Below are 21347 nucleotides of genomic sequence, written 5' to 3'. Positions count from 1 at the left end.
TGCAGATTCGTGTCAGCCAAGGACAACCATTGGTGCTTTGTCGTTTCGTACTGATAGGTCTCGCTAGGATCTCCTGATGATGGACGTGATGATGGGGAACGAGATGATCGCCATCCCGCCGGGGCAGGTGACGCTGTCGGACCGGCGGACGCAGCGCAGTTGGTCGGTCGGGCTTGCGCCCTACGAGCTCGCGGCATGGCCGGTTACCCAGGGGTTGTACGCACAGATCACAGGCCGGAAGCCGAGTACCACCCGTGGGGACCAGCTGCCCGTCGAGGGCGTCGCCTGGTGGGACGCGGTGAAATTCTGCAACGCCCTCTCCCAGTGCGCCGGCCTCACGCCCGCGTACCACTTCCGTGCCGAGGCCGACGACGTAGAGTGGGACGCGTCCGCCGACGGGTTCCGGTTGCCGACCGAAGCCGAGTGGGAGCACGCCTGCCGTGCCGGTACTGCAGGACCGCGTTACGGGGAGCTCGACGAGATCGGCTGGTACCGCGGTAACTCGCACGAGCGCATCCACGAGGTGGGCGGCAAGCGCCCCAACTCGTGGGGGCTCTACGACATGCTCGGCAACGTCTGGGACTGGTGCTGGGATGTCTACGACGCCGAGGTCTATGGCGCCTACCGGGTGCTGCGTGGCGGTGGCTGGTTCGATGAGCACTGGAGTTGCCGGGCCTCCGCGCGGCGCCGCAGCCACCCGACTTTCCAGGTCGACGACGTGGGGTTCCGCGTCGCGCGTTCCGTCGTGAGCTGATTCACGTCGTGTGCAGCTCGGCGCGCGCGGGGTTGGTCGGGCGTTAGCGTGATCCTCATGACGGATGAAGACGAGGCGCTGACTGGCGGCATGGCGAACGCGGGGGCGGTTTTCCGCCGGGGGGAGTTGGTGGAGCGACCGGCACCGCGCAACGCGCGCGACCTGCATGCCTATCTCCTTGTGCTGAAGGAGCACGGCTTCGACGCGGCGCCGGTCCCTGTCGGTCTCACTGCGGATGGCCGTGAGCAGCTGACTTTCATTCCTGGTGACGTGGCTCTGCCGCCGTTGCCGGACTGGGCGATGACAAGTTCCGCCCTCGAATCGGTGGGGAGTTTGCTGCGGCGTCTGCATGAGACCAGCGCGGTCGTCGCGGTCGACACCGGTGCCGAGTGGCCCCCGGACCTTGCCGACCCGGAGGGAGGAACGATGTTGTGCCACAACGATTTGTGCCCGGAGAACGTCGTCTTTCGTGACGGTCGTGCCGCAGCCGTGATCGATTTCGACTTGGCGGCCCCGGGCCGTGCCCTCTGGGACGTCGCCATGACTGCCCGCTATTGGGTGCCCATGCTCGATCCCGGGTCTGCGGCCGCTCTCTATCCCCCTGGACTGGATGCGCCCGCACGGCTGCGGATGCTTGCCGACAGCTACGGCCTCTCGGCGGGGGATCGCGCCGAGTTGCCCGGCGTCATCGAGCAGGCCACGGAGGTCTGCCGGGCCTTCGTCGCCCGCCGTGCGGCTGGCGGAGATCCTGTCTATCTCCAGGCGCTGGCCGAGCATGGTGGATGGGAACGCTGGGACCGCATGCAGAGCTGGCTGGTGGACCACCGCAAGACGTTCACGGCTGCCCTGCTGGACTGACCGGCCCGGACGTTCGTGGACAGACTCACCGGGCGTTCTTGGTGCCGCGTTCGTCCTCGGTGGCCCATGAGAGACGCCCCTGTCGCAGTCGCCGAGGAACACTGCCAGTTGCCTCATGACCGACGCGAGGGAGTAGTTGTCTGGTGGTCGAGAGCGACTGCGGTGGAATCGGGGGCGGGGTGCACGAGGGGTCCTGTTCCAGGGCCTTCTGCTGCTCGGCTACAGCATTAATCCTGCCCTCCAGGGCTGACTCGCTCTTGGTGATCCAGACGCGGCGTAGTCGATGTTGGGCTGCCGTCTGGTGTCGGCGTAGACCTGGGCGCGGACGCCGGACTCGCCAGGGACGTGTGATGTGTGGGTGGTGCCGGAGGTCGCCTACTGCTGTTGACGCTGTTCCATCACGGCTGGGACGGTTTTCTCGTCGCCGCCCGTGACGTCCACGACGACCAGGCCTGGCCCCGAGATGTGCACCTCCTCGATCGGCATGCTCCCTAGGACGGCTCCGTTCGGCTGCGGGGTTGTCTGGCCGGGACAGATACATCCGTGCGAGGGAACACATCGCAATGACGTGCCCGGTCCGGTCGCGCGGACTGGGACGGGGCCGTAGACAGGGAAGGGGCAGCCGCGTCCGCTGGCAGGCTGGCCCGGTCTGCTCCCTTGGGGGGAGCCGTGACAGCTCCGAGCGTCACGGCGGCCTGCCCAGAGCAGGTCCTCACGGTGCAGTGGCTGCGAAGAGGCAGGCGCGGCCGATTCCTCGTAGCCAAGTCGCCGCGATGTGCACACGTCCGATGCAAAGGTGGCGCTATGCGCTGGGCGCAGGCCGCGACAAGCGGCAGACGGTCGTTCCAGTCCAGGCGCGCTGGCTGTCGTTTCCCAGACGACCGAGGGGCTGAGGGACTCACACCATGACGACACCGCTGTCCCGCATGCGAGCACTTGACCAATTTCATGCAACCCGCAGGTGCCGCCTGGCCCCTACGACGTCGTCACATGTGTCGCCACCATCCACCACATGCCGTTCAGTGAGGCCCTCACCTGCTTGCGCCAGCACCTGGCGTCCGGCGGAATCCTGGTCGTCGTTGACGTCTACCGCCCGCGGTCTCGGAGCGATTACCTGATCGATGCGGTGGCCATTCCGGTGAACGTCGCCATGGCCTGGATCAAGAACAAGGACGGCCGGCTGGCCGGAGTCGTCTCCCAGGCGGCCCTCCTGTGCTAGGAGGAGTTCCCTCAGGACGGTCCGGGTCTGATTGAGCAGGCGGGAGCCGCTCGGAGAGACCCGCAAGGCCGTCGCGACACGGGCTGGTCTGATCACGGCGTCGGAGCCGTCCTCTCCTGGTCCTGGCGAGCCGCACCGACGCCTACGGGACTGCCCTGAACGCACCGGATGCCCGGCGGTTCGATGGTGCTGTCGGTATCCAGTTGGTGCCACTCACCGCTTGCCCGGCTGCCGACAACCTGCGCAGCGGTCTTCCCCATGCCGAACGATGGGATGCGGTGGTCGCCCGTCTGGGCAGCGACCCCCCCTCGGTCATACGTTGAGTACGCCGCTGGGGCTGTTCCTCGCGCGCGCCATCAGAGGCACGGAGCGTGTTGTGCCAGGCAAACAGAAAGCACTTGTCATCCCGGAATGGCACGCCCGGGCCCTGGATCTGGCATGCCCTCCTCGCATAGATGGCCGGTCCAACTTGTGCAGCGGCTTCGGGAACAGCGAGTGGATCTGCCCGTGTCCCTCGGTGCTGGTGTCCTGAAGCGCCGGGGACATGGCCAGCCTGTGGTTTCTTGTGACCGAGCTCAGCGAGTGCCTGAGGAGGGGAAGGCCGCAGAGGTGGCCCGCAAGGGACCTGCTCTGCAGATCTTCCTCTGGTCCGCACGGTAATCCACACGAAACCCCCTGGCTTGAGCGGACGAGTTAGTTGGTTTTCTTCCATGTTTTGCAGCCGCTGGTGCGGAAGGCTTTGTCTGTGGCTGCGATGGTGACGGTTTCTGCTCCCTTGGATGCGTCGCCGCTGATGATGTCTTTGCCTTCGCCGCCGGTCCCGCTCAGCCGTGCCCAGGCGCAGTAGATGATGGGGTCGCCCTGAGGGCCTTCGCTGCGGTACGTGCCGGGTTTGATATCGCGTCCGACGAGGAAGACGCCATCGCCGGGAATCTGTTCCGCGTCGGCCGGGCCGGCTTTTTCGGAGGGTGCCGTGGTGGCCGGTGAGGGCGGTACGGCGGTTTGGGCGGGTGTGGGTGCCACCGTCGCGCTGGGGGAGGCGTCCCCGCCAGGGGCCGGGTGCCCTGCCGAAGCGGCAAGCGCTCCGATCAGCAGCCCCACCGCGGCCGCGGCCGTATGCGTCAGCCACGGCCGGATCCGCCGGCCCGTGGGCTGCTTGTCCGTGCTGCCGGGCGGCTGCATCGGGCCATGCGGTGGCCCTTGAGGCACTCGCCACTCCATTCCGACAGGGTGAACCCGGCATGCCATCCGCGCACGCCAACACGCCGCATGACCCCACCGCCAATCCACCGTTGGCTGCGTACGCACCCAGGGGTCGAGGTCGTCTGCCGTGATGGCTGCCTCACCTATCGGCAGGGCATCGCGGGCGCAGCCCCCGCTGTGGTGCAGGTCAGCGAACCCTTTCCATCTCTGGCAGCGCCTCTCCCGCCGCGTCCAGGAGGGCCTGGCTTTCGTGGGTTGCCCGGAGGCCGGTTATGGCGTGGCCTGGCCACCCGCTACGACAAGACCGCCACCGTCTACCTCGCCGGACTCCACCTGGCAGCCATCTTCATCTGGTCAGCAAGGTGATCCAAAGAAACGGCCTGGCTCTCGGGTGCGGGCGCTCCACCGTGACGGCGCCTCCTGCTGGCCCGTGTCGGTCTCGGCGACTGAGGGCTGCCCACCGGCGCCTGCTTGAGCCGTCAGTCGGCGGTGACTCCCCAGTAGCCGATCTGGGCGGGCTGGCCGTCGAGGTAGAGCACCGTGCAGTTCCCGCAGCCACGTGCGGGGAAGCGCAGCGCCTCGCTGTCCAGAGCGTCGGCCCACTGCACAGAGGTGGGCTGGCCGGTGGGCGCCCACGCCCGCACTTCACGGTCGGTCAACGGCCGCACGAAAGGCCCTTTGCTGGCCTCGGTTGGCTCGACGACGTCGACGAGGTCCAGGACCGTTCCGGTGCCCCCGGCGAAGATGTACTCCTGCCAGCCCTCGTCGTCCCACAGCTGGTCCATGGTCCGCCCCGGGAAACCGTGATCGTCCTTGACCAATTCCTGCTCCTGGGCCTGGCGGAACGCCGCGCCCAGATCCTGCTGGTACGGGCCCGTCTGCCACCAGAAACTGCCACCCACGCGGAGCCCCCCCTTTTTCGGCCTGTGCGAACAAAGGGGGAGCCTAGAGGAGGGTACTGACAGCCAGCCGTCCGGGACTGGCGTGGCACGAGCGTGGAGTTACGGAGCAGGGGCGGCCCTGGGGGCAGATGGCGTCGTCGGCGATCCGGGCCAGGCGCAGCGCCCCATTGAGGCTTGTCCGGTCGGCGAGGTCGGGACACATGCGGTGTGACCAGGCTTCAGGGCCGATGCCGGGCGAGGTGCTGCTGCAGCTGCTGGGACTCAGCCCTATACCCTCCTCCGCACCGCCCTCTTGCCGTCCCGGCAGCTCCGCCTCGCCCGAAACCTCGCCGCCGGCCTGCGAGGCCCTGGGAAGCCCATCCCGGCATCGTGAGCGGTCAGGCACAGGCAGCCGCGAATCGGCTGCGACGTCTGCGCGGCGCCGATGAGGCAGTGGCAGCGGGTTCGGGGCAGCGGGCTTACGTCCTGTACTGGAGGTGTCGTTGCGTGGTGGGTCAGGGGAGGGGGTGAGGAGGTCGGGTGTGCCGTCGATCGCGGGTCCGCAGCCGGGGGGAAGGTGGAAGGCGAGGAGGCGGACAGCTTCTTCGGCGGTGTCGGCTTCGCCGACCTCGTTCCTTTTGTGGAGCTGGAGTACGCGAAATCGGTTGCCGACGTGAGGGAACACGGAGGGCAAGTCCTGGGACCAGGGGAAGCGGGTGCACCGGCTGAACTGCAGGGAGCCGTGGCTGACGAGAGGGAACAGCTGACGCAACGAGGGGGTGGCGTAGGCCGCTTCCACGAGGGCCTTGTCGATGATGTTCTCGTTGAGGGCGCGTACCTGCTCCCACTGGGCGGCTACCGGGTCGGGGTATGTCGCTGCCGGTCATGCCGGCACCCTAGCCGAGGTAATCCGCGATGGGACGACGTGACGGCGTCTTCCGTCCGCGTCTACCGGGTGCGTACTCGCTACGTCACCCCCGGGGGCAGTGGACTGTTGCCGGGGGAAGGTCGATTCCGTCCGCCCTGCCCTGACCGGGCTGGGGCTGGGTCACGGCTTCGATTATCTGGGCCCGTACCCCTCAACGAGGGAGTCTTTAAAGGACCCGCACGGATCCTGGCTACAAGATCCAGATTGTTCACGGCGTCCACGTCGGCAAGTGCTCGAACATCGAGCACAGGGACGTCGACGAGCGTGCGTTCTGGAAGGTGGCGGCGCGCGGCTGCGAGCACACACCCACCGTGTGGAGCTCGACCTTCCACGACACGGGTGGGCCGGCGCAGCGGCCACATCCTGCGGGGCTATAAGGCCCTTCCCCACTCCGAGCCGAAAGGCGTCATGGTCTTCTATGGGGTGCGCGACCTGCTTGGCGGTGCCAGCAACGGCGAGGTCCACGTCAATGCCGAACCCAGGGACCACCACGGACAGTGGTTCCACTACCGGCCCCGGGGCATGGCGACCTGACACGCTCACGCCGTGGCCGTCACCGGCCCCTATGGATGGACCTGCATCGGAGGCCCTGAGCGATGCCCCGTCGGGTCCGTGCCGAGCCCGCGGCGCACTTCTCGGCAGTGGCTGAAGCGTAGAACTGGGAGCGTCACCGCCTGTGCGGAGGCGTCCCCGCCGTGGCCAGGTAAAGGCTTCCAGACCGCGCGCCCTATTTATGAGTTTATGTCCGTCTTACGGGTAGGTGGGAGTCAACCACTCCTTCTCTGGAGGTCATCATGACGTCAACCCACCGCACGCCCATCGAGGAGCACCCTGACCTGATGGAGCTGCGTGCCCGGCACGACCGCGCGGCCGCCACCCCGCGTGCTCAGATGGTCGAGGCCCTGGCTCTGCTCACCGGCCTCTTCCTCGCCGCTTCCCCGTGGATCGTCGGCTTCAACGGCTTCACCACCCTCGCCGTCACCAACCTCATCGCAGGTATCGCCTACATGCTTCTCCTGGGAGGGCTGGGCAACTCCTACGAGCGCACCCATTCGATGGCCTGGGCGGCGGCCGTCATAGGAATCTGGACCTGCGTGGCCCCGTGGGTTGTCGCGGGCGACGTGGCGCATACCCGCTCGATCACCAGCAACCTCATCACCGGCGCCCTCGCCACCCTCCTCGCCCTAGCGGCCGCGTCCGCCGCCCGCGACAACGCCAGCCGCCGCGGTTCCGGCACACACCGTCCCATGCCCGGAACCTGACAGGGGCCGGAAACCGGCACACCCCGTTGCCGCCCCGGCCTGGGGCGGCAGTCCTACGGGCCCGTGCTGCCGTCGACCCCGGGTGGCGGTTGCTCGAGCCCTCGGACCAAACGCTCCGAAGAGGGCTCGATCATCCTCATGCTGAACAAGGCGTTCAGCAAAGCGCGCTTTTCCCGGATGAACCTGTGCTAGGCGGTGCCTGAACAGCACAGGTTCAAGGGGATGAGCGGGTGACGGAGGTGGACGTATCCTGCGGATCATGACTGCGGTATACGTGCTGGACGGAACACGGATTCGAACGTTGGACACCTTCTGGCAGGTCATCATGGACGCCTTCGACGCTCCCGGGCGCCAGTACTTCGGCAGGAACTTCGATGCCCTTGCTGACTGCCTCAGCGGCGGCCCCGGGCACCCCGACGTCGACGAGTACGTCGTTGAATGGCGCGACCACGAGGTGTCGCGTGACCAGCTCGGATACTCCGAGACGGTGCACCAGCTGGAACTTCTTCAGGCCCGGTGCCACCCGTCCAACCGAGCCATCCTCGCGGCGCGACTGGATGCGGCCCGCGACCAGCGCGGACCGACCGTCTTCGACCAACTGGTCGAGATCTTCGAGAACCGCGCCCCCGGCGTGCTGCAGCTGCGCTAGTGCCGCATCAAGCAACCTTTGCCCTGTCGGACGGTGTGTAAGCGCTGATCGTCGGCACGGAGTTTTTGTCGGAGGGTGAGCGGTGTGGGCGCCGCCCGGCCTTTCGGGCCAGGCGGCGCCCACAAATCCCGGTCGTCGCTAGGAGGTCTCCCTCGTCACCCGGGTAAGGACCGCTTGGCGCAGGCTGGTGGGGTCCACCTCCAGGGCGGCCAGTACTTCGAAGCCGTGGCCTTGTCCCGTTGCCAGCAAGCCGAGCAGGATGTGCCCGGTGCCGAACTTCTCGTGTCCCAGTGCGCGGGCCTCGTGCAGGGTGTGTTCGAGGGCCTTCTTGGCGTCCGGGGTGTAGGCGGGCCTTGGGTACTGGAAGGCGCCGGGGCCGAAGGTGTCATCTGCCCGGCGCTGGATCTCCTCGATGTCGATGCCGATGGACGACAGGGCGTCTCTGGCGGGCTGTCCGCCGGCGGCGACGATTCCGGCGGCTTTCAGGATCCGTACGGTCTCTGCCCTGGCCCGCGTCAGCTCGACACCCTGCTCGCGCAGCACGTCCCCGGCCGTGCTCTGGTCGGTGCCGATCAGGCCGAGCAGGATGTGCTCGGTACCGATGAAGTCATGTCCCAGGGCGATCGCCTCGTCCTGGGACAGCACCACAGCGCGCCTGGCGCGGTCGGTGAAGAACTCGAACACCTCTACTCCTCCTTGCCTGTGGCCTTGCGCCTGCTTGCATGCTTCTCGTGCACTGTCTGTCTGCTGACGTTCAGCGACGTGGCGATGCTCTGCCATGACCAGCCCTGGTCGCGTGCGTTGTCGACGTGGACCCGCTCGAGTTCTTCCAGGAGACGGCGCAGAGCGACGACGGCCTGCAGTCCCACGGCGGGGTCCTTGTTGGTGACCTGTCCGGCCAGCGAGGCCGGTGTGTCCTCAGCTCCCATGAGTGTCAGGATTCCCTGACGAGAGGGAGATGTCAAGAAAGCCTGACAAGAGCTGGCTGGACCACTCACTGCCCCCATCCGCGGCGAGGACGCCTGGAGCTTCGGAGCGGTCGATGGCTGCAAACCTGCGCCGTTGGCAGAACGCGTACGCGTGCGCGAGATCGATGACGACGAGGGCCGGCGGTTGCTGCGGACTATCCGACGAGGTACGGGGTCGGTGGTGACCTGGCGCCGGGCTCAGACGGTGCTGCTGTCCGCGCAGGGCATGCCGGTGGCGAAGATCGCGGAGGTCACCTTCTCCAGCAGTGACCGGGTCCGGGACGTGACCCACAATTCCCACACCTACGGCTTCGACTCGCTCTGCCCGAAGTGCAAGGGCGGACGGCCCAGGACCTTCACGCTGCCCGGGCGCCGTGAGATCAAGAAGATCGCCAAGTCCAAGCCGGCGGAGCACAACCTGCCGTTTCGACCTGGAGCCTGGTCAAGCTGGCCGACTTCCTGGTCGCCGAGGGGGTGGTCGACGACATCAGCTCTGTACCAGGCTGTGAGCGCGGCTCCGACGCCGGGCGGGAATCGGAGCCGCGGACGGCACCGCCTTGCGGGGGCCCAGCGGGTGCACGCGTCGTTTGTCTAACGCTTGTCACCGCGTAAGGGCACGGTTCTGACGACAGACCAACCCCGCCTCCTCGCTCCCTTGCCTGCTCCCCGCACCGTGTCGCTGGCGACGCATCCCCTCTTCAGCCGTGGCCTCGGGCACCGCAGTAGGGCCGTGTGGGTGGCCTTCGGCATCCGCATTCCGAAGGGGCTGGGTGCGTGTGGTCTGTCCCACGCAAGGGTGGCAAACCCGCTGGCGGACCGCTGGCGGGACCTCTCCTGGGAAGGAGTGTGGCCATGGTCGGCATTCCGGCCGAGTCAGGTCCCGAGGGAAGGAAGACACCTGTGTCGCAGGTCGAAGAGTCTATTGAGGTCGATGTCCCCGTCAGTACCGCTTACAACCAGTGGACCCAGTTCGAGTCGTTCCCCGAGTTCATGGAGGGGGTCGAACGTATTGAACAGCGTACTGACACGCTGACGCACTGGGTGACGAAGATCGCGGGCGTGGAGCGGGAGTTCGACGCGGAGATCACCGAGCAGATCCCGGACACCAAGGTCGCCTGGGTCACGGTGGGCGGGCAGACCGAGCAGTCCGGGCTCGTCACCTTCCGCCCGATTGACGCCGCACACACGCAGGTCACCCTGCGCATGGACTTCGACCCAGAGGGGATGGCCGAGAGTGTCGGCGACAAGTTCGGCTTCGTCGACCGGCAGGTCAAGGGCGACCTGAAGCGGTTCAAGCACTTCATCGAAGAGCGAGGCACTGAGACCGGCTCCTGGCGCGGCCAGGTCTGACCCCGGCTGAGCGGCCGCCGCCCAGGACATTGCAGGCCGTTGTCTCATCAGTAGCTCAGGGGGACCGCCCTTCGGCGCAACGACGCGAATCCGGCCTGCCTCCGTCCGCGGCGCGCCGTGCTGCGAGCGCCGTGACGCGCTGGTGGCAGGTCCTCTGTTGGGGTGGCGTGCAGGGGCGTACGGTGGGGTTCAGCCGTTGGCGTCCACCGCACTGCCGCGCCCCTTCCCCGGGGGGAAGGGGCGCCTTTGGGTGTGGTCCAACCGCGCGGCCCTGGATGAAGGGCCGCGCGCTTCCTTCCCGGCGCGCCTGACGGAAGGGAAGCGGCTGCTCCCTTCCATCCGGGACGGCCCCACATGGTGAACCCTTTAGGCCGACGCACCTTCCGCTGTCTACTGCCGGGGCCCGGCCTCCTGGCCGCCGCCCGCACGGTGCCCGACTGTCCCTCAGCTCCCGTCGTGCGGACTACCGCGGCCCGGGCGCAGCAGACCGTGCTGGTGCGTGTGACCGGCGACATCGACCTCGAGACCGCCCCGGTCCTGGACTACGCGCTGCTGTGTGTCCGGACGCAGCGGATCGTGGTGGATCTTTCGGGTTGCGGTTTCGCCGACTGTGCCTTGTTGTCCGTCCTGCTGCGGGCCCGCCGCCGCGGCGAGCTGGTCCTGGCCGGATCCCTGCCGATAGGGATTCAGCGGCTGTTTGAACTCACGGGCACCCTGGGCGCCTTCACCATCACGTCCGATGCAGGCGACATGGTGGGCGAAGGTGCGTTCGGGGCCGCCTGATCCTAGCGGTACGCGCCGCGGGCGCCGGATGGTTGCCCACCACCTCGGGCTGGTCGGAAAATCGGTAGCAGGTCCGGCCACCCCATGGCCAAGATCGCGGCATGGCCAACTTCCTGGAGACCGACCGGCTCGTCCTGCGCGCGTTCACCGCAGCCGACACCGCCCACCTGCTCGCCCTGGACAACGATCCCGAGGTCATGCGCTTCATCAACGGCGGCCGCCCCACCAGCCGCCAGGCGATCGAAACGCAGACCCTGCCGCGACTCCTGCACGACTACCCGTGCTGGCAGACCCGCGGCTACTGGGCCGCGCAGGAGAAGACCACCGGCACCTTCCTGGGCTGGTTCGAGTTCCGGCCGTTGGAGGAGCACAGCACCGCCGTGGTCGAACTCGGCTACCGGCTGAACCGAGCGGCATGGGGACGCGGTTACGCCACCGAGGGCTCCCGGGCCCTGATCCACAGGGGGTTCACGGACATGGAGGTCGAACGGGTCACGGCGAACACGATGGCCGTCAACACCCGTTCCCGTCGCGTCATGGAAAAATCCGGTCTGTCCCTCGTCCGGAACTTCACCGGGGACTGGCCGGAGCCGATCGAAGGCTCCGAGCACGGTGAAGTCGAGTACGAACTCACCCGCGCCGAGTGGGAACAGGCACCATAGACGCCAACAGCCCGGCGAATCTGGCGGAGCCGACGGACCGCGACGACCTGCCGTCGCTCCCCGACCGGGCCGGTTCAGCTTCCGTCAGGGTGCGCGGAGGGGCACGGGGCTGAGTCGCAGTGCCAGGTCATTGTTGACGGTGAAGTAGGGACGCAGACGGGTGCTGATACCTGTTTGGGGGTGGGGGGTGTCGGTCGCCGTATACACGTCCGTGCGCTTGCGATCGATGAGATCGCCGAGGATACGGGCGACCCGGACGGGCTGAGACCCTGGGGACAGCCGGAGCCAGAGGTCCCAGACCTCAGGCTGTCCGTCGCTGGCGTGCAGTGCCTGAGAGTGTGCGACGGTGAAGTGGAATACGCCCTCTTCGGACACCGTTAGGTCAGCCTCGAAGGCGGCGGACGGGCGTCTGCGCGGGACCGCTAGCAAGCGGGGGTGATCGCCGTGTTGGGGTTCTGTACCGTGCAACGTGCCCATGACAGAGAACGACGTGGCATCGACGTTCACTTTGCGGGCCTCGGCATGCATCGGGCGCCGCCACGTTCGCACACTCAGGTTGCCCTTGACGGTCGTGTACGGGATCCACCAGCTGAAGGGGACACTCGGCAAGGGTTCCAGCGTCAGAAGGCAGCGCTGGTCAACTGCCTCTGAGGCCACCCGGCGGCGGACGCCGTCATCGGACCGGTGCACGTGGAAGTCCCACCGGCCCTCGGCGAGTTGGTCACCTCGGTGCAGGGTCGCCGTCCAGGTGTCCGCGCCAGGGCCTGGTCGGCGGAGGGGAAGGCTGATGACGTCGTCTGTCCGGCCCTCGCTCTTGCGCAGGGCCGCGGTGAGCGTGAAGGCGCTGCCTTTCATGCCTGCACGGTCGAGCCGGATCACGAGATCCCCCGCGGCATCGACGTGGCAACGGGCCTTCGGGTGTAGCGGGGGCCGCGGGCCGGGGGCCCCGCCTTTTGTTCGGCCGGCTGATGAGGGTGTGGAACGCAGTGCCCGGTGTGCGGATGTCCGGACACGCTGGATACCGGCTGCCATGCGGTGGGTGCGGGAGCGAGGCGCGGGGGGCGACATCACATGGAGATCAGCGATGAGGCTTTCGTAGAGCTGGGCGATGTTCACAGGCTCATACCGCTGGACGTTGCGGCGAGCCGCGTTTCCCATGGCCCGGCGCAGATCCGCGTCAGCGATGAGTGTCATGAGGCCCTGGGCGACAGCGCCGCTGTTGCCGTTGGGGACCAGCAAACCGTCCTCTCCGTCCTGGATGATCTCCCGCGGCCCGTGGGGGCAGTCAGTGGCGACGACCGGAACTCCGCATTGCATGGCTTCCACGATCGTCATCCCGAATGACTCTTCTCGCGACGTGACGGCCGCGATGGATGCTTTGGCCCATTCGGTGGCGAGGGAAGCGTTCACCCCCATCAGGGAGATGTGGTCGCTGAGGCCGAGTTCTTCGATCCGGGCGCGCAGAGCGGCGTGCCCGGGTCCCCGTCCGTAGATCCTCAGTTTCCAGTGCGGATGCGTGGCCGCCACGGTGGCGAAGGCGTCGATGAGGAGCCCGTACTGCTTCGCGGGGATGAGGCGGCCGCCGGCGATGATGAGTGGGGCGGTGCCGTCCGAGGGTTCGGTGAGCGCACGGGGTGACGCGTTGGGAAGGCACCTGATCGGGGTGGATAGGTGGGCGAGGTGCCTGCGATGGACAACAGCATCAGCCTCGGAGACCGTGGTGTGCGCGTCCAAAGCGGCGATGGCGGCGTCCTGGACAGCACGGATGCCGGCCTCATGGGTGCCGTAGGTCCGGTGTTCCTGTCCGATTTTCAGGTAGTGGCCGCGGCCGAACGCGGCCAGGTAGATCACTAGTCCCGGTCGGGTGGCCACGACGACATCGGCGTCGGTCCGGGCCAGGTATCGGGCGACCTTGCGGTCGGTGAGTCGGTCGAAGTGCGCGCCCTGTGCTTCGAGCGGCGGGACCAGCTGGCTGGGCTGACCCCGCAGTCTGCTGTCCCAAGGGGCGAGGCTCTGGCGTCGCTTGTCGATGAGCGGCAAGAGCGTGACGTGTCCGCTCAAAGGCAGGCGGAGTCTGTCCTCGGTTCGCCAGACGGTGACGATGTGGACGTCGTGCCGCTCAGCGAGGGCACTGGCGGCATTGAATGTGGCACGGATAGTACCGCCGATGCCGTAGGCGTTCTGCAGCAGAAAAGCGATCTTCATGACGTGGGAGCCCCATCCGGACAGTCGGGCAGATGCGGGGGACTCTCGCACCATCCGCATACGCCGCCCATCTACGCGCCCCAGACGTATGAGCGGTGGGCAACTGGCCGTGTCCGCGCCTGCACGGAACCGTTAATCGGACGTCCGCGCAGTTCGGGGTCTTACGGAGCGCCCGAAGTGAACGTTTTGCGTCCCCTTCTTCCCTGGTTCGCTCCCACTGTCCTGGTTGCCTCGTTCGGGGTACAGGTGGTGGCCGCGTTCCACACTCTGACGGGGTTGCTGGCCGCCTCGGCACTGACCGGCCTGGCCGCGGACATCGTGCTGCAGCGGTGGCAGCCGCGAGTGGTGGAGGCGCTGGAGCGGACGGGAGCCACTGTCGGTGTGCGGCAGATCATGCGCGACGGCATGCTCCTGTCGGCGCTGTGCGCCTGCGGTGCCCTCGAAGCCGCCTCAACAGCAGTGGTCGTAGGCGGTCTGCTGACCTTTTATGGGCTGTGTTTCACCAACCGGGCCGTGGCCCTCCTTGTACGACGGACCCGCACTCTGCCGGTCATCACGCGGAACATCGACACTTGCGCACTTCCACTGAGACCCGCTCCTGCGGCCTGGCTCCTGCACCAATGTGGCCTGCGGCTGCTGTTGTTCAGCGCCCCATCCACCCTGGGCATGCTCGCAGGCCTGCTCGGCGAGGCGGACGCGGCCCTCGTGGTCAGCGGCCTCGCTCTCTCGGCAGCGATGACGGGTGCCGCGGTAGGTGTCCTGCTCATCCACCTGCTCCCGTCCCGGCGCCCGCCCGACGCGCAGGAGACATGGGCCTGGCTGGACCGCTGGCTCGCCGCATACCGGCCCACCGCCGGAATGTACTTCTCGGGAGGACTCTCCTCCGCCTACCAGGCCGACATGTGGCTAGCGGCCCTCACAACGCTCCCAGACCGGCCGGTGATCATTCTCCGCGAGCGTTTCATGGTCGGTAAGTTGGCTCCGACGGGTCTTCCCATCGTGTGCATCCCCAAGGCCGCCGATCTCCTGCGCCTGGAGCATTCGACACTGCGGGTGCTGATCCACCCCTCCAATTCGGGCAAGACCTCGCACGTGCTGCGCATCCCCACGATCAAGCACGCATTCGTCAACCATGGCGAGAGCGACAAGCACTCCAGCTTCAACCCGTTCGCGAAGGCCTACGACCAGGTATGGGTAGCCGGTCCCGCCGCCCGCGAACGCTATGCGCGAGCCGCAGTCGGTGTCGAGGACAAGGACATCGTGGAAATCGGCCGACCTCAGCTCTCGGCGATCGCGCATCGCACCGGAGCAACCCCACACCGCGGCCTCCTTACCGTTCTTTACGCGCCCACCTGGGAAGGGTGGACGGGCCCGATGGGCGGGTCCTCTCTGGTCCGGGGCGGCGAGGAACTGATCAGCGCGTTGCTGTCGGATCCTGACGTGCGTCTGCTGTACCGGCCGCACCCTCTGACGGGCTCCGTCGACCCCCGCGCCAAAGAAACCGACCGAAAAATCCGCGCGCTGCTCAAGGAGGCGAACACCCGGCTGAGACACCAAGAGTTGCCCGACCGCACCGCGCTGCGAGACCTGGCGGCACGCACAACCGAGCTCGACGAACTCCGCTGCCCAGCAGCGAGCAAGGGCTACGACGACATCGAACGCATGCGGCTCCAGACCCCGCCCTCGCCCGGATACACCCAGGCCCTCGCAGCGGCCACTGCCGCCTGGGAGAAGGCATACTGGGCGGCATCACCCCGGCGCTGGCACCACCTCGTCGACGGCACACGCCCAAGCCTGTACGGCTGCTTCAACCTGTCCGATCTGCTGATCGCCGACGTGTCGAGCGTGGTTTGCGACTATCTCGCCAGCGGAAAGCCGTACGCGGTCATCAACAGCACCAGCCTCTCGGAAGAAGACTTCCGCGAGACGTATCCCACGGCGCGGGCCGCGACCATCCTGCCGCTCGGCGCGACCGGCGTGGCCGGCATGCTCGCCTGCCTGCGCAATCCCGGACGCGACGCGCTGCACACGGCTCGCGATGAGTTGAAGGCGTATCTTCTGGGACCGGTCGACGCCGCGACAAGGCAGTTCCAGCAGGCGGTGTCGGTCCTGGCGGCCGGGACCGTGCCGGGAACCCTCATGGTGCATTCCGTCGTGCCCACCCCATCCCGCAATGCTGCGCCCACCAGCGCCCAGCCGGCAGGAGCATGAAAAAAAAGGGCCCCTCGCACGCCCATCCATGTGCACTCACCACCGCATCGGAGGCGTGCGTCATACGCGGATACACATTGATGCTGTCAGTAGTCGTGAGTCTCGCCGCTCTCGCCTTCGCCTTGCCGGCACCGGGCCGCCATCCCACCGGCCCCGCGTGCCGAGGAACGACACTGGCCGGAGTGGCACACCAAGACGATGACCTGTTGTTCATCAATCCAGCGATCCAGGAAGACTTCAAAGCCGGCAAGTGCATCCGAGTCGTATACCTGACCGCGGGTGATGCGCAGTTGCCCTGGCCCGGCGGATACGCACTCCGCCGCGAGCTGGGGGTCCAACAGGCATACAGCTTCCTCGCCGGCGCGCCCATGAGCCCTCACGCGCCCAGCCACTGGAAGCCTTCTCCCATCCTGGTCGGCAAACGGGTACTGCACCGAGTCCGCCTGGACACCGGCGCGCAGAGGCCCGACATTCACCTGATCTTCCTCCGCCTGCCCGACGGCGGCTGGAGCAAGGCAGCATCCCAGCGAAATAATCTGCTGGCTTTGTTCCAGTCCAGAATCCACTCACTGCGTGCGACCGACGGATCCGCCAGCTACACAGAAACCGAACTGATCGAGACGCTCGCTGCTCTGATAAAGCGCTACCAGCCCAGCACGGTACGCACGCTGGACTTCGCCAACACCGAACTCAAATCATCACGCCAACCGTGGCATGACCACAACGACCATGCCGTCGCCGCCCGCTACTTCCGCATGACGGTCATGCGCGCGCAATCGAGACACGTAGCCCTGACACTAACGGGATATGCCGGGTACGGAAGCGTCACGCGTCCGCCGAACCTGGATTTGGCCCAAACCGACAACAAGACCGCCATCTTCAAGCACTACTACATCCATGACAACAGACAGGGCGACGAAAACTGCCCAGGGAATTACTGCGCACCCACCCGGAAAGTAGCCGCACAGTACGAACGCTGGCTCCGGCGGTACTACCCCCGCCCGCGCCCAGCACCAGGCCCTGGCGCCATCATGTCGTGGATCGGCTCCACAGCAACCAGTTTCACCCACCCCGACCTGTGCCTGACGCAGGACCACAACAGATTCCTCACTACCCCTTGCACCGGCTCCGCCAATCAACGATGGCGCCTGGCCAGACGCCTCCTGCAACCCGAAGACACCGGCGACAGCCGCTGCGCCGCCACCGAAGACAAGGCCGTCACCCTCCAACCCTGCACCCCCACATCGTCCCGATGGGCCATCACACCCCTGGGACAGCTGCGCACCACCACAGGCTGCCTCACCCAGGACGACCTGCTGCGGCCAAACCCTGAACTCCACCTGGCCGCCTGCACCCCAAGCGACCCCGGGCAGCGCTGGTTCACCCGCCTGCGCCACGCAACCGACTGCCCCTGGAGTACAACCCCATCCGCTCCCTAGCGGCGTACCTTTGCCGCCTCGGCGGCCTTCGTGTGGCGAAGGCCGCCGTGCGGGAGACGCTGTTGCAGGGCCTTTGCTCAGGAGTTCAGCACTGGGGGAGCGTGTTCTGTACGCGCCAGAAATCGGTGTCGCTGAGGTTGACCATGCTGACGTAGACGTTGCGGTGGCCGCTGTCGTCGTCGGTGCGCAGCCAGGCGCCGGAGATGTGCCCGTTGTTGGAGCTGCTCGCCTCGGGCTGTGGCGGCCAGGTCGATGAACCGCCTCCGTGCCCGGCCCCGCCAGATGACCTGAACGCGGCGGGCCGCCCGGCGGTGCTCTGCCGGCCCTCGCCGGGAGCCGCCAGGTGTTTACGTCCGGGTCCACCGAGTTAGCGATCAAGAGATCGCGTGTGGCAGCGCGTGGGGAAACCCCGCCCTTGACGGAAGGCATTGCCGATGACCAGGGAAAGCATTCCCTTCTATGCAGCACCGGACGTGCCGGCACTGAACTTCGATCCGTTCCTGGCCCACGCGCAGGCCCAGGCAGCCATCACCAGGATCCGTATGCCCTGCGGGGACGGGGAAGCGGAGTGCTGGCTGGTTACCGGCTACGAGGAGGTCCGCTCCGTCACAGCCGACCCGCGGTTCAGCAGGGACATCGTCGGCAAGCCCTTTCCCAGCATGAACCGGCATCTCGTCCCCCTCGACAAGGCGGTCAGTTTCGCCGATCCGCCCTACCACGCCCGCATTCGGGCCGTGGTCGCCCCCGCTTTCAGCCAGCCGCGCGTGGCCCGGCTGCGGGCCCGCACCCAGACCCTGGTCGAGCAGCTGCTGATGGAAATGGAAGCCGAGGGCGCTCCCGCCGACCTCGTGCGGCACGTCGTGTCCCCTCTCCCCCTCACCCTCACCGGTGAGATCCTGGGAATCCCCGAGAGCGACCGCGACCACATCCGCACCTGGGCCCAGACGCTGCTGACCCGCCCGGCCAACCCGCAGGACATCGCCCCGGCACGACAGGCCAGGCAAGACCTGCAGGACTACGTCCGCGCCCTGGCGGCCGACCGGCACCGCCACCCCCAATCCGACCTGATGACCACCATGACCCAGGCGGTCGACGCCGGACGCATCGACGACGACGAACTCATCGCCCTGGCCTGCCTGGTAGCGGTCAACGGCTGGCACGCCATGCGCAACATCCTGGCCAACATGGCCTATCTGCTCCTCACCCAGCCACACCTGATGACTCTGCTGCGCCAGCAGTACCGCCTGGCCCCCCAGGCCGTCGAAGAACTGCTGCGCTGGATCCCCCACAAGAACGGCATCGGCCAGCCCCGCATCGCCACCGAGGACATCGAAGTCGGCGGCGTCCTCATCCGCACCGGCGAGTATGTCTACGTCTCCTACGTCGCCGCCAACTGGGACGACCACGCCTACCACCAGCCCCAGCACATCGACCTCCACCGCCAGGGCCCACCCCACATGGCATTCGGCCACGGCCCCCACTTCTGCATGGGCCCCGCCCTCGCCCGGATGGAAGCCGAGATCCTCCTGACCACCCTCCCCGGACGCTTCCCCAGCCTTCGCCTGGCCATCCCCGCCGCACAGGTCCAATGGCAGACCAGCGCCCTCATCCGGGGCCCGGTCGCCCTCCCCGTCACCTGGTAGACCCGACAACGGACGACACCATGCAGCCCCCTCTCGCGAACCAACCACCCCGCGTCATCCCGTGGGGCGCAAGAGGGGGCTGGAGTCCTCCCCCGGACCGCCCCAGCCACTGGATCCGGAACCTCAGCCCGACCACGTCCGGCCCGCGCAAGCGCGGCACCGGCCTCACATCACCGCACCCGGCGCCCAACACCGCCACGCCACGTGCAGCGCAAAAACCGGACCCTTGCCGACCGCGTCTGTCAAGGACACAGACCGACAGGGCCCGGTGACACACAAGTTAGCGCCGCCCTGCGTGACATCACCCGCGGACTCCCACCCGCCCGAGCCTGATCACAACGTCACCCGATAGAGGTGGCCCCCACCAAACTGACGATCATGAACCGGCAACAGGTCCGTCCCTCTCACGGACGGACCAACCTGGCTCCCGAACTGCCCGCCCCACTGGCTCTCAAAGACCCCGATAAAAACACGGGGCGTGTGGACACCTCCCCGCCCACTAGGTTGACCAAGATAGAGGTCAAACCCTGGGGGTCGCCGGTGAGCGTGTCTGGTCGTGATCAACGTCCGTCTGGTCCTGGCTGTGGTCCTGGTCCGCGTCTGGCGCGGCGGATCGTCCCGGGACCAGCCAACGCGCGGGGGCTCCGGCACGCAGCCGCTCCCTGTCCGCCAGCGAGCCCTGCAACCGGGCACGGCACCATCCGCTGGGATCAGCCGGCACCCGGGCGAACTCCTGCCGAAGCGCCGGAAGCTCCGCCGGGCCCAACTCGGTGCGCTCCGGCGGTACGGATCGGCGCTTGACGTTGCGTGGCCAGCCCTCCGGGGCCCTGATCACCTGGGCAGTCATCGCCCTCATGACCAGGTGTCTCGGCCCGAAAAGGTGCCACCGACGAGTTGCCGACGCCATTGCCAGGACCAGTCGGCCGGTCGGCGGGACCCGGTTTCGCTGAAGCCGCACGGCAGGCGGCGGAATACCGGCGAGGTTGCCGCTGGCGGCGCCGGTGCCGTGGGTGGTGGCGCCCTTGCCGAGAGCGCCGGTGCGGTGGTTGGCGCAGGCAGTGCCGAAGGCAGGGGAGAGGAAGTCACCGACCCCACCGCCGCCGCCGGTCCCGCAGCGCCAAGGCCTACACCCACGAAAGCCGCAGCGACCCCACCGTCATCTTCTTGCGCTTGGTCATGCTCGGTGAATGACGCTGCTTGCCGTCTGACACCAGTGAGCGCCAGACACCCTCTCCGGAACCAGGCGCCTGTGAACGCCGCGCCCCGGTGTCCGGTCGTCACTGTGGTCCATGGCGCTGGAGCTCCTGTGCGCGCTGGATGATCCACCGCTCCAACTCCTCACGCTGGGCGGGGGTGTGGTCCCGCTCGATGACGACGGCCGCCCCGATCACGCCGTCGGCCCCGAGGGCGGTGGTGATCCTCGGCTCACGGGTGGTGGGCCGGGTCGGTCCGTGCCGTCCCTGGTGGACCACCTGGCCGTCACGCAGGAGCGCCAGGCCCGGCCTCCACCCACGCTGTCTCGATGGTGTCCCCGCCCCACACGTCCGGTTCTCCGCTGAACGAGCCGGCGAACTCCTCCGCGGGCGCGGTATGGGCGACCAGCCGCAACACGTGCTGCACATCCGGCCCCGGGCCCCGCCCCTGCTCGCCGCCACCCTGTACGTCTCCGTCCAGCCGGACAGGTCCCCCCACTCCTCGAGGGTTACCACCAGGACGTCACCGGCCCGCCTCGGGTACCAGGGAGCCAGGGTGAGCCCCCGGTGGCCGTCCAACAGCGCGGACACCTCCCCGGCCAGGTCCCGGCGGCGCTCGGCGTCCTCGGCCCGAATCTGCGGTGACGTGGGCCCCTCGTGCTGCATCATGACGTCTCTTCGATCCCGCCCGGGCACCCGCTGCGCCCCCCGGTCCGATGGCACGACAGGCTCACAGATCACCGCAAACCTGTCAAAGGTCCCCGAAGGGGCGCTGCCGCACCCGGCGCCGATGTACCGGCGGCTGTCCGCGCAACTGGCCAAGGCCCGCCGCGAGGGCCGCTTCCCCAATCTGATCGACACCGTCCGGAGATCCACGCCCCATTGGCCTGGCCGGACGTGGACGCGATCGTACGGGAGATGCCCGACTGGTTCGGTCTGGATCGCACGAACGGTCAGTCCAGGCCATGTACGTCGCCGCGGAGAAGGACACCCAGCGACAGCAGCTGAACGGCTGGCTCGCCCCTGCGCGCATCCCGGTCCTGGTGGTCCGGGGCTTCGGCTCGCAGTCGTACGCCAATGTCGTCCACGAGCGTGTCACCGCAGACCCGCGTTGTCTGCGGGCACCGAATCCCGCCCAA

At 67.7% G+C, this 21347-nt stretch carries 18 protein-coding genes and 5 pseudogenes; 14 read left to right on the top strand and 9 right to left on the bottom strand.

Translation table 11 applies throughout. The features are described 5' to 3' along the window. The first annotated feature begins 79 nt into the window (after nt 1-79). Nucleotides 80-754: an SUMF1/EgtB/PvdO family nonheme iron enzyme gene (locus tag ABZ404_RS31280; protein WP_358832316.1), complete on the top strand. Its 675-nt coding sequence runs from the start codon at nt 80-82 to the stop codon at nt 752-754. 57 nt (nt 755-811) lie between these two features. Then, nucleotides 812-1612 carry an aminoglycoside phosphotransferase family protein gene (locus ABZ404_RS31275; RefSeq protein ID WP_358832304.1) on the top strand — a complete coding sequence of 267 codons (801 nt, stop codon included), beginning with the start codon at nt 812-814 and terminating at the stop codon, nt 1610-1612. Between the two features lie 219 nt (nt 1613-1831). Here ABZ404_RS31275 and ABZ404_RS31270 read toward each other — a convergent pair. After that, nucleotides 1832-2098 (bottom strand): annotated as a pseudogene (locus ABZ404_RS31270) (DUF6207 family protein). Nucleotides 2099-2573: 475 nt separating this feature from the next. Here ABZ404_RS31270 and ABZ404_RS31265 point away from each other — a divergent pair. Continuing rightward, nucleotides 2574-2831, top strand: coding sequence for a hypothetical protein (locus ABZ404_RS31265; RefSeq protein ID WP_358832305.1), 258 nt, complete (start codon nt 2574-2576; stop codon nt 2829-2831). Between the two features lie 693 nt (nt 2832-3524). Here ABZ404_RS31265 and ABZ404_RS31260 read toward each other — a convergent pair. Then, on the bottom strand, nt 3525-4013 hold the full coding sequence (locus ABZ404_RS31260) for a hypothetical protein (RefSeq protein ID WP_358832306.1): 489 nt from the start codon (nt 4011-4013) through the stop codon (nt 3525-3527). A 294-nt stretch (nt 4014-4307) separates the two neighbouring features. Here ABZ404_RS31260 and ABZ404_RS31255 point away from each other — a divergent pair. Further along, a pseudogene (locus ABZ404_RS31255) lies at nt 4308-4400 on the top strand (IS5/IS1182 family transposase); the annotation flags it as partial. Nucleotides 4401-4513: 113 nt separating this feature from the next. Here ABZ404_RS31255 and ABZ404_RS31250 read toward each other — a convergent pair. Both ABZ404_RS31250 and ABZ404_RS31245 read right to left on the bottom strand, forming a co-directional pair. Then, nucleotides 4514-4936, bottom strand: a complete 423-nt coding sequence (locus ABZ404_RS31250) for a hypothetical protein (protein WP_358832307.1) — start codon at nt 4934-4936, stop codon at nt 4514-4516. Between the two features lie 43 nt (nt 4937-4979). Next, nucleotides 4980-5762 (bottom strand): annotated as a pseudogene (locus ABZ404_RS31245) (DUF6193 family natural product biosynthesis protein); the annotation flags it as partial. A gap of 489 nt (nt 5763-6251) precedes the next feature. Here ABZ404_RS31245 and ABZ404_RS31240 point away from each other — a divergent pair. From ABZ404_RS31240 to ABZ404_RS31230, 3 genes are all read left to right on the top strand, one after another. Further along, nucleotides 6252-6377, top strand: coding sequence for a hypothetical protein (locus ABZ404_RS31240; RefSeq protein WP_358832308.1), 126 nt, complete (start codon nt 6252-6254; stop codon nt 6375-6377). Nucleotides 6378-6637: 260 nt separating this feature from the next. After that, nucleotides 6638-7105, top strand: coding sequence for an SPW repeat protein (locus ABZ404_RS31235; protein WP_358832309.1), 468 nt, complete (start codon nt 6638-6640; stop codon nt 7103-7105). A 259-nt stretch (nt 7106-7364) separates the two neighbouring features. Then, nucleotides 7365-7754 (top strand): barstar family protein, encoded by a 390-nt coding sequence (locus tag ABZ404_RS31230; RefSeq protein WP_358832310.1) that lies wholly within the window; start codon nt 7365-7367, stop codon nt 7752-7754. Between the two features lie 138 nt (nt 7755-7892). Here the strand turns inward: ABZ404_RS31230 and ABZ404_RS31225 are convergent, their stop codons facing one another. From ABZ404_RS31225 to ABZ404_RS31215, 3 genes and pseudogenes are all read right to left on the bottom strand, one after another. After that, nucleotides 7893-8045, bottom strand: coding sequence for a Clp protease N-terminal domain-containing protein (locus tag ABZ404_RS31225; RefSeq protein ID WP_358991134.1), 153 nt, complete (start codon nt 8043-8045; stop codon nt 7893-7895). A gap of 204 nt (nt 8046-8249) precedes the next feature. Then, a pseudogene (locus ABZ404_RS31220) lies at nt 8250-8438 on the bottom strand (Clp protease N-terminal domain-containing protein); the annotation flags it as partial. Between the two features lie 2 nt (nt 8439-8440). Then, complete coding sequence (locus ABZ404_RS31215) at nt 8441-8683, bottom strand: hypothetical protein (protein WP_358832311.1); 243 nt, start codon at nt 8681-8683, stop codon at nt 8441-8443. A 133-nt stretch (nt 8684-8816) separates the two neighbouring features. Between ABZ404_RS31215 and ABZ404_RS31210 the strand changes: the two are divergent. The 4 genes and pseudogenes from ABZ404_RS31210 to ABZ404_RS31195 all read left to right on the top strand — a co-directional run. Next, a pseudogene (locus tag ABZ404_RS31210) lies at nt 8817-9214 on the top strand (IS630 family transposase); the annotation flags it as partial. A gap of 408 nt (nt 9215-9622) precedes the next feature. Next, nucleotides 9623-10072 (top strand): SRPBCC family protein, encoded by a 450-nt coding sequence (locus tag ABZ404_RS31205; protein ID WP_358832318.1) that lies wholly within the window; start codon nt 9623-9625, stop codon nt 10070-10072. A gap of 354 nt (nt 10073-10426) precedes the next feature. Further along, nucleotides 10427-10855 (top strand): STAS domain-containing protein, encoded by a 429-nt coding sequence (locus ABZ404_RS31200; protein ID WP_358991122.1) that lies wholly within the window; start codon nt 10427-10429, stop codon nt 10853-10855. A gap of 101 nt (nt 10856-10956) precedes the next feature. Continuing rightward, complete coding sequence (locus ABZ404_RS31195; RefSeq protein ID WP_358832957.1) at nt 10957-11517, top strand: GNAT family N-acetyltransferase; 561 nt, start codon at nt 10957-10959, stop codon at nt 11515-11517. An 84-nt stretch (nt 11518-11601) separates the two neighbouring features. Here ABZ404_RS31195 and ABZ404_RS31190 read toward each other — a convergent pair whose 3' ends face one another. Further along, a complete protein-coding gene (locus ABZ404_RS31190) occupies nt 11602-13722 on the bottom strand; it encodes a glycosyltransferase family 4 protein (protein ID WP_358832956.1) in 2121 nt (706 codons plus the stop codon). A gap of 177 nt (nt 13723-13899) precedes the next feature. On the opposite strand from ABZ404_RS31190, the gene ABZ404_RS31185 reads away from it, so the two are divergent. From ABZ404_RS31185 to ABZ404_RS31175, 3 genes are all read left to right on the top strand, one after another. After that, complete coding sequence (locus tag ABZ404_RS31185) at nt 13900-15933, top strand: hypothetical protein (protein ID WP_358832955.1); 2034 nt, start codon at nt 13900-13902, stop codon at nt 15931-15933. A gap of 182 nt (nt 15934-16115) precedes the next feature. Continuing rightward, on the top strand, nt 16116-17372 hold the full coding sequence (locus tag ABZ404_RS31180; protein ID WP_358832954.1) for a ricin-type beta-trefoil lectin domain protein: 1257 nt from the start codon (nt 16116-16118) through the stop codon (nt 17370-17372). Nucleotides 17373-17806: 434 nt separating this feature from the next. Further along, complete coding sequence (locus ABZ404_RS31175) at nt 17807-19015, top strand: cytochrome P450 (RefSeq protein WP_358832953.1); 1209 nt, start codon at nt 17807-17809, stop codon at nt 19013-19015. Nucleotides 19016-20292: 1277 nt separating this feature from the next. Here the strand turns inward: ABZ404_RS31175 and ABZ404_RS31170 are convergent. Beyond that, entirely contained in the window at nt 20293-20487 is a 195-nt protein-coding gene (locus tag ABZ404_RS31170) for a hypothetical protein (RefSeq protein WP_358832952.1), read from the bottom strand. Nucleotides 20488-21347 lie beyond the last annotated feature (860 nt).

Origin of the sequence: Streptomyces sp. NPDC005878, from assembly GCF_040629815.1 — a bacterium.
Classification (GTDB): Bacteria; Actinomycetota; Actinomycetes; order Streptomycetales; family Streptomycetaceae; genus Streptomyces.
The sequence above is the reverse complement of the archived record's forward strand: the minus strand, read 5'-3'. Positions and strand labels throughout refer to the sequence as shown.